Source organism: Stutzerimonas sp. CXK-1 (assembly GCF_057738225.1).
Window position 1 is genome coordinate 3249163 of record NZ_CM173217.1, and the last position, 14026, is coordinate 3263188.

The 14026-nt window shown below is 66.3% G+C and carries 13 protein-coding genes; 5 read left to right on the forward strand and 8 right to left on the reverse strand.

What is annotated here, in order from left to right:
* Nucleotides 1-18: 18 nt before the first annotated feature.
* The 4 genes from hpf (at nucleotide 19) to AC0KXH_RS15525 (ending at nucleotide 2077) form a co-directional block, all read left to right on the forward strand.
* Entirely contained in the window at nucleotides 19-327 is a 309-nt protein-coding gene (gene hpf, locus AC0KXH_RS15510; protein WP_043221732.1) for a ribosome hibernation-promoting factor, HPF/YfiA family, read from the forward strand.
* Between the two features lie 5 nt (nucleotides 328-332).
* Nucleotides 333-797, forward strand: a complete 465-nt coding sequence (ptsN, locus tag AC0KXH_RS15515) for a PTS IIA-like nitrogen regulatory protein PtsN (protein ID WP_041103947.1) — start codon at nucleotides 333-335, stop codon at nucleotides 795-797.
* 138 nt (nucleotides 798-935) lie between these two features.
* A complete protein-coding gene (rapZ, locus tag AC0KXH_RS15520) occupies nucleotides 936-1790 on the forward strand; it encodes an RNase adapter RapZ (RefSeq protein WP_041103945.1) in 855 nt (284 codons plus the stop codon).
* A 14-nt stretch (nucleotides 1791-1804) separates the two neighbouring features.
* Nucleotides 1805-2077 carry an HPr family phosphocarrier protein gene (locus AC0KXH_RS15525; RefSeq protein ID WP_041103943.1) on the forward strand — a complete coding sequence of 91 codons (273 nt, stop codon included), beginning with the start codon at nucleotides 1805-1807 and terminating at the stop codon, nucleotides 2075-2077.
* Between the two features lie 43 nt (nucleotides 2078-2120).
* Here the strand turns inward: AC0KXH_RS15525 and pmbA are convergent, their stop codons facing one another.
* Nucleotides 2121-3467, reverse strand: coding sequence for a metalloprotease PmbA (gene pmbA / locus AC0KXH_RS15530; RefSeq protein WP_061340812.1), 1347 nt, complete (start codon nucleotides 3465-3467; stop codon nucleotides 2121-2123).
* A gap of 97 nt (nucleotides 3468-3564) precedes the next feature.
* Here pmbA and yjgA point away from each other — a divergent pair, with 97 nt between their 5' ends.
* Complete coding sequence (gene yjgA / locus AC0KXH_RS15535; protein ID WP_041103939.1) at nucleotides 3565-4086, forward strand: ribosome biogenesis factor YjgA; 522 nt, start codon at nucleotides 3565-3567, stop codon at nucleotides 4084-4086.
* A 21-nt stretch (nucleotides 4087-4107) separates the two neighbouring features.
* Here the strand turns inward: yjgA and tldD are convergent, their stop codons facing one another.
* The 7 genes from tldD to mreC all read right to left on the reverse strand — a co-directional run bounded on the left by tldD (nucleotide 4108) and on the right by mreC (nucleotide 13983).
* Nucleotides 4108-5550 (reverse strand): metalloprotease TldD, encoded by a 1443-nt coding sequence (tldD, locus tag AC0KXH_RS15540; RefSeq protein WP_488223656.1) that lies wholly within the window; start codon nucleotides 5548-5550, stop codon nucleotides 4108-4110.
* Nucleotides 5551-5552: 2 nt separating this feature from the next.
* Nucleotides 5553-6398: a carbon-nitrogen hydrolase family protein gene (locus AC0KXH_RS15545; RefSeq protein ID WP_043221744.1), complete on the reverse strand. Its 846-nt coding sequence runs from the start codon at nucleotides 6396-6398 to the stop codon at nucleotides 5553-5555.
* 59 nt (nucleotides 6399-6457) lie between these two features.
* Nucleotides 6458-10264, reverse strand: coding sequence for a YhdP family protein (locus AC0KXH_RS15550; protein WP_488223657.1), 3807 nt, complete (start codon nucleotides 10262-10264; stop codon nucleotides 6458-6460).
* A 49-nt stretch (nucleotides 10265-10313) separates the two neighbouring features.
* Entirely contained in the window at nucleotides 10314-11771 is a 1458-nt protein-coding gene (gene rng / locus AC0KXH_RS15555) for a ribonuclease G (RefSeq protein WP_041103931.1), read from the reverse strand.
* 78 nt (nucleotides 11772-11849) lie between these two features.
* Nucleotides 11850-12440 (reverse strand): Maf family protein, encoded by a 591-nt coding sequence (locus AC0KXH_RS15560; RefSeq protein WP_488223658.1) that lies wholly within the window; start codon nucleotides 12438-12440, stop codon nucleotides 11850-11852.
* 119 nt (nucleotides 12441-12559) lie between these two features.
* Nucleotides 12560-13045, reverse strand: a complete 486-nt coding sequence (gene mreD / locus AC0KXH_RS15565; protein ID WP_041103928.1) for a rod shape-determining protein MreD — start codon at nucleotides 13043-13045, stop codon at nucleotides 12560-12562.
* Nucleotides 13042-13983 carry a rod shape-determining protein MreC gene (mreC, locus tag AC0KXH_RS15570; protein WP_376749999.1) on the reverse strand — a complete coding sequence of 314 codons (942 nt, stop codon included), beginning with the start codon at nucleotides 13981-13983 and terminating at the stop codon, nucleotides 13042-13044. Before mreC ends, mreD begins: the two co-directional genes overlap by 4 nt.
* Between the last annotated feature and the right edge of the window lie 43 nt (nucleotides 13984-14026).

The window sequence follows — 14026 nt, forward strand, 5'->3', positions numbered from 1 at the left end:
GCAACAAGGAGAAGCAGTATGCAAATCAACATCAGCGGTCTTCATCTGGAAGTGACTGATGCCCTGCGCAGCTATGTCGAGGAGAAGTTCGAGCGGCTTTCGCGCCACTTCGACCGCATCATCAGCGTTCAGGTGTTCCTGCAGGTTGAAAAGCTCAAGCAGAAAGCCGAAGGCACGCTGCATATCGCCGGGCGCGAGGTTGTGGCCAATGCCGAACACGAAGACATGTATGCCGCCATCGACCTGCTGGTCGACAAGCTTGATCGTCAGCTGATCAAGCACAAGGAAAAGCAGCTCGACCATTCCCAGGGCGTCGTTGCCCGCTAATCGACATGATCCGACTCGAAAGCATCCTGACCCCCGGACGTTCGCTGGTGAACGTCCCGGGCGGCAGCAAGAAACGCGTACTCGAACAGATCGCCAAGGTGGTCGCCCAGGATATTCCGGACCTGGATTCGCAGACCATCTTCGAAAGCCTGGTGGCTCGCGAAAAGCTCGGATCCACGGGCTTCGGCAACGGCATTGCCATTCCTCACTGTCGCATGGCCGGCTGCACCTCGCCGGTCAGTGCGGTATTGCGCCTCGATGCACCGGTAGACTTCGACGCGATCGACGGCGAGCCGGTCGATCTCCTGTTCGTTCTGCTTGTGCCCGAGGCTGCGACCGACGAGCATCTCGAGCTGCTGCGCCAGATCGCCAGCATGCTGGACCGGGAGGACGTCCGCGCGCGCCTGCGCCAAGCGCAGACCAGCGAAAGCCTCTATCAGGTGGTCGTCGACGTTCAGAGCGGGGCCTGATGCCCGCTCGCGGCCGCATTCGCATTGAGTGCGGCATGAGGAGAGAAGTTTGGTGACTGCGAGCCATCCAACCATGACGCCACGTCGACGGAGCCTCCAACGCTCCGCACGCCGGAGCGTGGGCCAGAGGCTGTCGTGATGCGCCTGATCATCGTCAGCGGCCGCTCGGGGTCGGGGAAAAGCACGGCACTGGATGTACTCGAGGACAACGGCTTCTATTGCATCGACAACCTGCCGGCGGGACTTCTACCGGAACTCGCCGAGCGCGCCCTGCTACACACCGAACTGCTGCAACCGCAGGTCGCCGTCTCGATCGATGCGCGAAACCTGCCGAGCCAGCTCAGACGCTTCCCGGAGTTGCTGCAGGAAGTCCGGGGCAGGCACATTCAATGCGACGTCCTGTATCTGGACGCCGACGACGAAACCCTGCTCAAGCGCTTTTCCGAAACCCGCCGCCGTCACCCGCTGACGAACGAAACCCGCTCTTTGGCCGAAGCCATTCGCGATGAAGAGCTGTTGCTGACGGCGATCGCCGACCATGCCGACCTGAAGGTCGACACCACGCACCTGAATCTCTATCAGCTGCGCGATGCACTCAAGCTGCGACTGCTGAACAAGCCGGAGCCCGGTACCGCATTTCTGATCGAGTCGTTCGGGTTCAAGCGCGGAATGCCGGTCGACGCCGACCTGGTGTTCGACGTTCGCTGCCTGCCCAACCCGTACTGGAAGGCGGAGCTGCGCGACTTTTCCGGCCTCGACCAGCCGGTGATCGACTACCTGGCCGTCCAGCCCGATGTCGAGGAAATGTTCCAGGACATCCACGCCTACCTGAGCAAATGGCTGCCACGCTTCGCCGCCAGCAACCGGGCCTACGTCACCGTGGCGATCGGCTGCACCGGCGGCCACCACCGCTCGGTCTATCTGGCCGAGCGTCTCGGACAGGCGCTACGGGAGCCTCTCAAGAATCTTCAGGTTCGCCATCGCGACCTCTAGGACCAGCCAGACCGATGCCCACGCGCGAAATCACCATCATCAACAAGCTCGGCCTGCACGCGCGTGCCGCGGCCAAGTTCGTCGGCGTGGCGACACGCTACCCCTGCAACGTGCGCATCGGTCGTGACGCCGCCAGCCTGGTGGACGGCAAGAACATCATGGCGGTCATGATGCTCGCCGCCGGCAAGGGCACCACCGTACATTTGAGTACCGAGGGCGAGCAGGACCAGGATGCGATGAGCGCGCTGGTCGCACTCATCGAGGATTACTTCGAAGAAGGCGAGTAGCCACCGCGCCGCACAGCAGCGCGGACCGCTACTGACACGGCATTCAACTGCCGGCAACCGTCATCCGCTCGATCAGTACCGAACCGCTGCGAACATTGCTGCGCGTCTCCACGTCGCAGCCGACCGCGGCGATCTGACGGAACATGTCGCGCAGATTGCCGGCGATCGTTACCTCCTGCACCGGAAACTGGATTTCACCGTTCTCGACCCAATAGCCGCCGGCGCCGCGCGAGTAGTCACCGGTCACCAGATTGAGCCCCTGCCCCATCAGCTCGGTGACCAGCAGACCACGGCCCATCTGGCGAATCAGCGCCGCCTGATCCGCTTCGCCGTGACTGACGAACAGGTTATGCACGCCCCCCGCATTGGCGGTGCTCGGCATACCCAGCTTGCGGCCGGAATAGGTGCCCAGCACATAGGACAGCAGTCTGCCCTGCTCGACGAAGGGCTTGGCATAGGTCGCCAGGCCGTCACCATCGTAGGCTGCGCTGCCGAGCGCTCGCAGCAGGTGCGGCCGCTCATCCAGCGTCAGCCAGTCGGGGAACAGTGTCTGGCCCAGCGCCCCCTCGAGAAAGGACGCCTTTCGATACAGATTGGCCCCCGAGATCGCGGCCAGGAAATGGCCGAACAACCCCGTCGCGAGCTCGGCGGAGAACAGCACTGGTACTTCGCAGGTGGGTACAGGGCGCGCGCCGAGCCGTTGTACCGCCCGCTCGGCGGCGCGGCGACCGATCTGTGCAGGATCGAGCAGCGCATCGCCCTGACGGTTGACGTCGTAGAAATAGTCCCGCTGCATCTGCCCGTCAGCCTCGGCGATCATCACGCAACTGAGGCTGTGCCGCGTGCTGCAATAACCGCCGATGAAGCCGTTGCTATTGCCGTAGGCACGCGCGCCCTGGTGGGTGTTCAGGCTCGTGCCGTCGGCATTTCGGATACGCGGATCCGCGGCGAAGGCTGCCGCTTCGCAGGCCAGGGCTTGCTCGATCGCCTGCTCCGGCGCGATGTCCCAGGGGTGGTAGAGATCGAGATCGGGAACCTCACGGGCCATCAGCGACGCATCGGCCAGTCCGGCGAACTCGTCCTCCGAGGCGTGACGCGCGATGGCCAGTGCCGCGGCAACGGTCTCGCGTATGGCGCTGTCACCGCTGCCCGTGGTGCTTGCCGAGCCCTTGCGCTGGCCGACATACAGCGTGATGCCGAAGCCCTGGTCGCGATTGAACTCGACGGTCTCGACCTCGCCACGGCGCACGGTGGTGGAAAGCCCCTGCTCGACCGACACCGATACCTCGCAGGCGCTGGCACCCTGTCGGCGGGCTTCGCCGATGATCTGCGCGACCTTGTCCTGCAAGCCGGGCAGCGCCGCTGGCCCGATCCCTTCAACTTCGCTCATAAGCACTCCCAAGCATTCATCTTGGCAGCCCGGGAACGGGCACTCGCCTGTTCGAGCTGCTGCTATCATGGCCCGCACGTCTCGATTGGACCCTTTCATGTCTGACTATTCCGACACCGACGATCTCGGTGAAAAAAGCAAATCGCAGGTCAAGCGCGAACTGCTGGCACTCCAGGAGCTCGGCGAGCGGCTGACCACCCTCAAGCCCGAGCTGATCGCACGCCTGCCGCTCAGCGACGCCCTGCAGAAGGCCCTGGCCGATGCACCGAAGCACAAGGCGCATATCGCTCGCAAGCGCCATATCCAGTACATAGGCCGGCTGATGCGCGACCAGGACGTCGACGCGATTCTCGCGCTGGTCGACCAGGTCGACGCCTCGACACGGCAGTACAACGAGCGATTCCATGCACTGGAGCGCTGGCGTGATCGCTTGATCGCCGGCAACGACGAGGTCCTCGACGCCTTCGTCAGCGAATACCCCGACGCCGACCGCCAGCACCTTCGCAGCCTGATCCGCCATGCCCAGCACGAGGCGGCGCACAACAAGCCGCCGGCCGCCGCGCGCAAGGTGTTCAAGTACATCCGCGAACTGGACGAGCTCAAGCGCGGCCTGAAATAGGCCGCCGCACACCGCCCCCGCTCACGCGCCAGTGCCGCCCACGGTGATGCCATCGATTTTCAGGGTCGGCTGACCGACGCCGACCGGCACGGATTGGCCATCCTTGCCGCACGTTCCAACGCCACTGTCCAGCGCGAGATCATTGCCCACCATGGAAACGCGGCTCATGGCCTCCGGGCCGTTGCCGATCAGGGTTGCGCCCTTGACCGGCGCGGTGATGCGACCGTCCTCGATGAGGTAGGCCTCGCTGGTGGAAAAGACGAACTTGCCGCTGGTGATGTCGACCTGGCCGCCGCCCAGGTTGGCGCAATAGATGCCCCGCTTCACCGAGCGGATGATATCCTCCGGCTCGCTCTGCCCGGCCAACATGTAGGTATTGGTCATGCGTGGCATGGGCAGGTGCGCATAAGACTCGCGACGGCCGTTGCCGGTCGGCGCGACGCCCATCAGGCGAGCGTTGAGCTTGTCCTGCATATAGCCCTTGAGCACGCCGTTTTCGATCAGGGTGGTGCACTGTGTCGGCGTGCCTTCGTCATCCACGCTGAGCGAACCCCGGCGATTGGCCAGCGTGCCGTCATCGACGATCGTGCATAGCGAGGAAGCCACCCGCTCACCGATGCGCCCGCTGTAGGCCGAGCTACCCTTGCGGTTGAAGTCGCCTTCAAGGCCGTGTCCTACCGCTTCGTGCAGCAGCACCCCCGACCAACCGGGACCGAGCACCACGGGCAACGTACCGGCCGGCGCCGGAAGCGCCTCGAGGTTGACCAGCGCCTGGCGCAGCGCTTCGCGCGCATAGCCCATGGCCCGATCCTCCTGGAGGAAAAAGTCGTATCCGGTCCGCCCGCCACCGCCATGGCCGCCGCGCTCGCGCCGGCCGTTCTGCTCGACGATCACACTGACATTGAAACGCACCAAGGGGCGGATGTCGCTGGCCAGCGAACCGTCGAGCGCGGCGACAAGAATGTGCTCCCAGACACCGGCCAGGCTTACCGTGACCTGAGTGATGCGCGGGTCCAGCGCACGCGTCGCCAGGTCGACGCGCTTGAGCAGCTCCACCTTGTCGGCGCGGCTCATGCCATCCAGCGGATTGGCATGCGCATAGAGCGGCGCGAAGGCGGCCTTCGACAACACTTCAACGCGTTGTTGCTCACCGCTGCGGGCGATCGAGCGCGCCGCCTGCGCGGCCTGGCGCAGCGCCTGGGCACCAATCGCATTACTGTAGGCAAAGCCTGTCTTGTCGCCGGACAGCGCCCGAACACCGACGCCCTGCTCGAGATGGAAGCCGCCCTCCTTGACGATGCCATCCTCCAGCACCCAGGACTCACTCACCTGATCCTGGAAATACAGGTCCGCGGCGTCGATGCGCGGCCCGGCCAGCTCTCCGAGCAGGCCGGGAAGATCATCCAGGCCGAGCCCACCGGGCGTCAGCAGTCGTTCGGTTACAGGTAACAGCCAATCGCTCATAGTCACTCCACATTCGCCGTGCTCAGGCACGGTACAGAAAATCGTCGGTGATTGGCCAGCGGCATGCGCTGGCGTAGCGCGGCCTGTTCAGCCGCATCGCGCGGGCGAACCAGCACGCCGGCGCCGCGCTCGCACTCAGCCAGCAGCCGGCCCCAGGGATCGACGATCGCCGAATGCCCGTGCGTGCGGCGCCCGCCGGCGTGCTCGCCACCCTGGGCCGCGGCGAGCAGGTAACACTGGGTTTCGATGGCCCGGGCACGGATCAGCACCTGCCAATGCGCCTCGCCCGTTACCTGGGTAAAGGCCGAGGGCGCGGCGATCAGCTCGGCCCCGGCGGCACGCAGAGCGCCGTAGAGTTCGGGGAAACGCAGGTCATAGCAGACCGACAAGCCGAGCCGGCCGACAGGCGTATCGACCACGACCAGCCGCTCGCCTGCGGCGTAATCGTCCGATTCGCGGTAACTTGCGCGGCTATCAGCCACCTCGGCATCAAAAAGATGCAGCTTGTCGTAGCGCGCCACGCGACGCCCCTGGTCGTCGTACACCAGCGAACAGGCATAGGGCCTGGCGCCTGGCGCACCGTCGGGCGGCAAGGCAATGGTGCCGGCCACCAGCCACAAACCGAACTCCCGCGTGACTGCGCTCAACCAGGGCAGGATCGGCCCCAGCCCCTCGGCCTCCGCGCGCGCAATGGCAGGCACCTGCGGATGACCGAGCGCAGCGAAGTTCTCTGGCAGCACCGCCAGCCGCGCGCCAGCTTCGGCGGCCTCGGCGAGCAGCTCGCGAGCAGTCTGCAGATTGCGGGCGATATCCGCCTGGCTGACCATCTGGATGACTGCGATCGACATGACGCACTCCACGGACGACGACTGAGCTAGTGATTTGGAATGCCCGACCGGACGGCCGTTCACTCGGGCTTCTCGAAGGGTTTGTCGAAGGTGATGCGCGGCGACTGCCAGGGCCCCTCGACGTTGTACTGGACGCTCGCGAAGCGCGCGACCCGGTCACCCAGCAGCTTGTCGAAGACGAACAGGGCGCCGCCGACGGCGGGCGCACCGACGATGAGCGCCGCCAGCGGCAGGTTGTTGCTCACCGGCAGGGTCACCAGCAGCTTGGCGTCAATGCGGTCGGCGACCATGTCGAGCGTACCGCTGAGCTCGAGATTGCTCGAGGGGCCGCTGACGGTCACCGCCTTTTCCGTGCGGTATACGCCATCGCGCGCGACCAGCGACCCCGTCAACCGGTCGTAACTGTAGCCCTTGCCGAACAGATCCGAGAAATCCAACCGCAGGCGCCGGCCGATCGAGTTGAAGTTGAGCAGGCCGAACACGCGCAGGGCCTGCGTTCCGCCTTCCAACTCGACGAACTGGCCTTTGCGCAGCCGCGGCTCGAGGGTTCCCGAATAGCGCGACAGGGCAAACCAGGCCGGCGAGCCAGGCCAGCTACCGTCGACATCCAGGCGAAAGCTTTCGCTGGTCGTCGACGGTGCGAAGCCCCAGGCGAGCAGCACGTCGGCCAGGTTGCTGCCCGACAACCGGCCCTGATAACGGGTGCGTCCGGCGGCCCAACTGCCGCTGCCCTGCAGCTTGAGCCCCTTGAGCTCGAGGTCGACGTCCGAGAACGTCACGCCGCTTTCGCGCGGCCGCAGCTTCAGCGCCCAAGGCCCCAGGCGGGCGTCTCCCTGCCAGACCTGGGCGATACGGATGTCCATCGGCGGCAACCTGCCCGGGTCGACTGCCGCAAGCGGGTCAGGCCGGTCGCCGCCATCGGCCTGCGGACTCGCCGCAGGCAGGCGCAACTGCTGCAGGTCCGCCGTCAGTGTCGCGCCCGGCGCATCCGGCAGCTCCAGCCGCCCGCTGATCGTGTCGCTCTGAAGCCCCAGCGACCAGGCTCCGGTCAGCCGCTGCAGATCGACATCCAGCCCGGCAATGTCGGTGCCGAAGCCCTGGAAACGCTCGATCCGCAGCTCGGCTCCCCGTAGCAGGCCGCCCGCTGGCGCAGCTCCGCCTGCATCGGCCAGATAGCGCTCGCGTGCCGCCTGCCAGGCCTGCAGTTCGAGCTGGTCCAGCCGCCCCCTCACACGCAGGCCGCTGCGGCTTGGCAATACCGCTGCTCCCGGGCCCAGCCTGAGTTCGCCGCGGCCCTGGCGCCAATCCTCGGCCGGTGCGGCGAAATTGAGCGCAGCCAGCTCGCCATGGCGCACCGAATAGCGCCGCTCCGGCCCTTGCAGAGTCATGCGCAGCGAAGTGTCGCGGCGCACGCCCGCAGCCTTGCCGAAGGGCGCCGGCAGATCGATGCTGGCGCCGAGCAACGATGAATCGATCTGCAGCAGGCTGTCGGCCCCATCGAGCCCGAGTCGCAGTTGGTAGGGCAGCTCGCCGCTGATGGGCAATGGCTGCTCGATACCGAGCCACTGGGCCAACCGCTCGAGCGCGATGCTGCCTTGCGCTTCGATGCGGGTCGAGGGCGCGCCGGAGCTTCCAGTAGCAACCGCACGACCGCGCACTGAACGGCCGAAGGCCTGCGCCGAAAAGCGCTCGGCGCTGAATCCACGTTCGCTGTCGTAACGGAAACTGCCACTCAGCTGGTCGAAGGCCAGCGCGGGTTGCGGAATGCTCAACCGCGCCTCTTCGCTATGAAAGTCGACCGCCACCCGTGGCTTGCCGCCCTGCGCCAGCGGGATCTGCAGGTCCAGCTGGCCTTCCAGGCGCCCCTCACCCTGCCAGCCGGCGAACAGCGCCTGCGTTCCCATCGGTGCATCGCGCAACAGCGTCAGCGCATCGGCCACGCTGCTGGTGACGGCCCCCTGGATCGCCAGTTGCAGCGGCCCATCGACCTCACGCGGAATGCTGGCGCGAACGTCGCGCACCTGACTGTCGAGGATCTGCCCCTCCGCGAGACGAACCCGTATCCCGGAATCCTCGATCAGTACCTCGCCCCGGCCGCCGCGCAGGGCCGGCCAGCCCGGCCGATACGCCAGCTCCGCGTCGTGCACCTTGAAGTACAGACCCATGCTTCGCGCTTCGGCGGGCGCACCCCGATTGAGCGCGCCCTGATAGAGAAAATAGCCCTGTTCGATGGTGCCGCCGCGGATGGCCTGCTCCAGCCAATCCTTCAGGGCGGGGCTCAATGCCGGCGAGCGGCTCGGCAGGTATTTACCGGCGAAACGCGCGTCACCGTCACTGAGCCCGACGCGCAAGTCCATATAGTCCTCGGCCGCCGGGTCGCGTCGCAGGCGGATCAGGAAGTCGCCGGCCAGGCGCCCCTCCTCACCTTCCAGTTGCAGCGCCGAGCCAACGAGGGTCAGGGCCTCCTCGTCGAGCCGCCAGGAAAGCGTTCCGCGCGCCTGGCGATACGCCCATGCTTCGGGGAACAGCGGTGCCAACTGCAGGCTGAAGTCTCGGCTGTCGAGGCGCAACTGCCCCCGGTATTGGGTACCACTCACCGTACCGGAGGCGTGCTCTACCGCGGGAATCCAATGATGGTCGCCGATGCGGATGTCATCGAGTCGAGCGGAATAGCGCAGCCGCTCCTCATCGCTTCGTCCGGGGCGAAACGCCACCCGCACATCCTGCAGCGTGCCCTGCGGCGCAAGCGCGTTCAGTGTTTCCAGCCCGGCCTCCGGCAGCGGTGCCAGCGCCTGCGCCAGAGCTGCCAGCGGCGCGACCTGCAGACGATCGATACGCAGCGCCCAGTCTCCGGAAGCCGCACCGCGCTGAACGACCAGGCGCGTCTCTGCCAGGCGCTGTTCCCCGAGGTCGAACGACAAGCGCTCGGCCTGCAGGCGGTAGTCGCCATCGGCCTGCCGGTCGACATAGAGATCGGCCGCCAGATCGTCGAGCACCACGGATGCACGCGCCTGGTAGCCAGCGACCAGGTGCGCCGCGTTCAGACGCGCCGCAGCGCGCGCCAGCCCACCCCGCTCCCAGCGCGCCCAGAGCTCGCCACCGGCCTGCAGAGCCTGCAGTTGCCAGTCGCCGACGGAGCGCTTCGGCAGCCAGGCGGCCCAGTCGCTCTGTGGCAGGCTCAGGTACAGGTCGGCCTCAGCCTCGCGCCAGGCTGAAGCGTTCCCGCGCGCGCGCAGCGCGAGGCTCAGCGTCTGTCCGTCGGGCAGTACAGTACGTCCATCCAGGCGCCAGTCATCTGCACTGCTGCGCAGCGCGAGCGCCACGTAGCTGAGCGTCGCTACTGGCCCACCGGCGGGCTCGAAGGTGACCTGACTGTCTTCCAGGGCCAGCAGATGCACCGCCTGCAGCCCGCGCAGGATCCGCTCGATATCCGGGGCAGGACCCTGGCTGCGCTGCGGCAGCCCCTTGACCGCCCAGCCGCCATCGCGGCCTTCCACCAGGCCAAGGTGAAGCCCCACGAGCGTCAGCGAACGCAGTATCGGCTGGCGCGCGAGCAGCGATTCGGCGATGTCGGGGACCAGGATCAGCCGATCCAGCCGCACGGCGGCGGCACCGTCGCCAAGCACCACATCATGCGCCAGCATCTGCGGGGCGAAGCCCTGCCAGGCGCCTTCCAGCCGGCCAATGGCCACGGGCATTCCGATCGCCTGCTCGACCCGAGCCTCGACGTCCTGACGGTACTCGGCCACCAGCGGCACCAGCTGCCGGCCTAGCGCGACGTACAGCGCAGCCAGTATCAGCAGGCCGGCGGTGACGCCGAACAGGCGGTGCAACAGTCCACCAAGCAATCCCGCGGCCCCTTTCATGCGGTCCGGCTCCAGCGGTCTCTTCGTTCAAGGGACATGCCGCACCCGCTCAGAGCAGCACCACGTCGTACTGCTCCTGCGAGTACATGCTTTCGACCTGGAATTTGATGGAGCGGCCGATGAACGCTTCGAGATCGGCGACATTGCCCGACTCTTCGTCGAGCAGGCGGTCGATGACCTTCTGGTTGGCCAGCACCCGATAGCCCTCGGCCTGATAGGCGCGGGCTTCGCGCAGGATTTCGCGGAAGATCTCATAACAAACGGTTTCGGCGGTCTTCAGCTTGCCGCGCCCCTGGCAGGCCAGGCAGGGCTCGCACAGCACCTGTTCGAGGCTTTCACGGGTCCGCTTGCGGGTCATCTGCACGAGGCCCAGTTCCGTGATGCCGATGATGTTGGTCTTGGCGTGATCGCGCTCGAGCTGCTTCTCCAGCGTGCGCAATACCTGGCGGCGGTGCTCCTCGTCTTCCATGTCGATGAAGTCGATGATGATGATGCCGCCGATGTTGCGCAGCCGAAGCTGGCGGGCAATCGCCGTGGCCGCCTCGAGGTTGGTCTTGAAGATTGTCTCCTCGAGGGTGCGATGGCCGACAAAGGCGCCGGTATTGACGTCGATGGTCGTCATCGCCTCGGCCGGGTCGATGATCAGGTAGCCGCCGGACTTGAGCATCACCTTGCGCTCGAGGGCCTTCTGGATCTCGTCCTCGACACCATACAGGTCGAAGATCGGCCGTTCGCCCGGGTAGTGCTCCAGGCGGTCGCCCAGCTCGGGCATGAGCTCGCCGACGAACTGGGTGACCTTCTGGAAATTCTCGCGCGAATCGATGCGGATCTTCTCGATCCGTGGGTTGACCAGGTCACGCAAGGTGCGCATCGCCAGTGCCAGGTCCTCGTAGATCAGCGAAGGCGCCGAGGCCGTCTTCATCTGCCCGGCTATCTGCTCCCACAGCCGGCGCAGGTAGCGGATGTCCATGAGGATCTCGTCCTTGCCGGCGCCCTCGGCCGCGGTGCGCAGAATGAACCCGCCGGCCTCCTGGATACCCTCGGCCGCGACGCATTCGGCGACAACCTGCTTGAGCCGCTCACGCTCGCCCTCGTCCTCGATGCGCAGGGAAATGCCGACGTGGCTGGTGCGCGGCATGTACACCAGATAGCGCGACGGAATCGACAGCTGCGTGGTCAGCCGCGCGCCCTTGGTGCCGATGGGGTCCTTCGTCACCTGGACCACCAGGCTCTGCCCTTCATGCACCAGCGCATTGATCGGTTCGACCGCATTGCCCTCGCGACTGGAAATTTCCGAGGCATGAATGAAGGCGGCCCGGTCCAGGCCGATGTCGACGAACGCCGCCTGCATGCCCGGCAGCACACGCACAACCTTGCCCTTGTAGATATTGCCGACGATCCCGCGCCGCTGGGTGCGCTCGACATGCACCTCCTGCAACACGCCGTTTTCCACCACCGCCACGCGCGACTCCATCGGCGTGATGTTCATCAGGATTTCTTCGCTCATTGTTATGTCCGGGGCGAGTGCAAGGGAAAAGGGCTTGATGCAGGGCATTCTAACTGCCGGCGCGGTGCCGGGCAGGCTCTATGTCGCGGCCTGGCACCAGCGTGGCAGACCGAAGGTATCGAGCAGCTGGGCCGTCTCACACAGCGGCAGGCCGACGACCGCCGAATAGCTGCCGGACAGCCGGCTGACGAATACCGCGCCCCAGCCCTGGATACCGTAGCCGCCAGCCTTGTCGCATGGCTCGCCACTGGCCCAGTAGGCCTCGGCCTCGGCACGGCTGATCGGGCGAAACTCGACCTCGCTGGCGACCAGGCGCACTTCGCGGCGATCGTGCTGCGCCAGCGCAACGGCAGTCAGCACACGGTGGCTGCGTCCGGACAAGGCCAGCAGCATTGCCAGCCCCTCGTCCCGATCGGCCGGCTTGCCGAGGATGCGGCCATCCAGAACGACACTGGTGTCGGCCCCCAGCACGCAGCCGTTCGTGTGATCCAGAAGCGCCAGGCCGGCCCGCGCCTTGCCCAATGCCAGGCGCTGCACGTAGGCCTCGGGCGACTCGCCGGGCTGAGGGGTTTCGTCGATGCTGACCGCTAGCAAGGAAAACGGGACGCCGATCTGCTGTAGCAGTTCACGGCGACGGGGTGATGCGGAGGCGAGAAACAGCGCGCCCATGCCTGGTCCTTGTGCAAATAAGCCGCAGAGTCGCATATCGGCGCAGTGACGAAAAGCGCGGCGCAAGCCAGGCCCGGCCTAATCCGCGACACCGCCGGAGCGGAACGGGAGCGCCCGCCTCAGGCGACGTCGAAGCGCCGGCGCAGCCACTGCAGCGCGACGAACAGCCACGGCCAGAGCAGCGCACTGATCGGCACCGGAATCAGGAACAGCAGCGTCGGTGGCCGGTTGCCGGTTAGCGTGTTGAGCCACAACTGCACCAGCTGTGCGATACCCAGTACCACCAGGAGCACCATGCTCTGCTGCCAGAGCGGAAACATGCGCAGGCGCTGCTGCAGGCTCAGCACGAGAAAGGCCACCAGAATCAGCGGCAGGCCGTTCTGTCCAAGCAGCGTGCCGGCCAGCACGTCGAGCGCGAGCCCGGCGCAGAAAGCCGCGCCCATGCCGCCACGATGCGGCAGCACCAGCGCCCAGTAGGCGATCACCATGCCGAGCCACAGCGGGCGGCCAAGCTCGGCACTGGCCGGCATCGGCACGATGCTGAGTACCAGGGCGATGATCAGGGTCAGCCAGATCACCCAGCCATTGCGCGGGCGCACGATCATTGCTGCGCACCCTCCTCGACCGGTTCGGCCGCGGTTTCAGCCGGGCTCGCCTCAGGCGCAGGCGCTGGCTGATCGCCGCCCCCCCCTTCGCGACGCCCGGCCTCGGCCTCGACTTCGGCCTGCGCCGCAGCCGCCGAGCGTTCCTCCGGGCTGCGCGCATCACTGAACACCAGGAGCAGATAGCGGCTGCGGTTGAGCATTGCAGTGGGGGTCGCACGGACGATCGCGAATGGCTGGCCGGAGTCGCGCACCACCTCCTTCACCTGGGCCACCGGATAGCCGCTGGGAAAGCGCTGACCCAGCCCGGAGCTGACCAGCAGATCACCCTCCTTGATGTCGGCGGTGTCCGCGACATGGCGCAGCTCCAGGTAGTCCGGGTCGCCGGTACCTACGGCGATCGCGCGCAGCCCATTGCGATTGACCTGCACCGGGATGCTATGGGTGACGTCGGTGATCAGCAGCACGCGCGCGGCATAGGGCATGACCTCGACCACCTGCCCCATCAGCCCGCTGGCATCGAGCACCGGCTGACCGAGAAAGACACCGTCCTTTTCGCCCTTGTCGATGAGCAGCCGATGCGTGAAGGGGTTCGGATCGAGCCCGATCAGCTCCGCCACCAGCACGCGGTCATCGACCAGCGCCGCCGAGTTGAGCAATTCGCGCAGACGCACATTCTGTTCGGTCAGCATGGCCAGCTTCTGCAGGCGGCGCTGCATCAGCAGTGCCTCGGCCTTGAGCCGTTCGTTCTCGGCCATCAGTTCGCTGGTGCTGGTCAGCTGCTGGGTCGCGGTGTTCCAGGCGCGCACCGGCAGGTCGGCGAGCCAGTAGAACGGCGTCAAGGCGAGCCCGAGCTGGCTGCGTACCGGCTTGAGCGTATCGAAGCGCGCATCCACCACCATCAGCGCGACGCAAACCACGGTCAGCACCAGCAGGCGCACACCGAGCGAAGGTCCTTTGGCGAAGAGCGGCTTAATATCGATA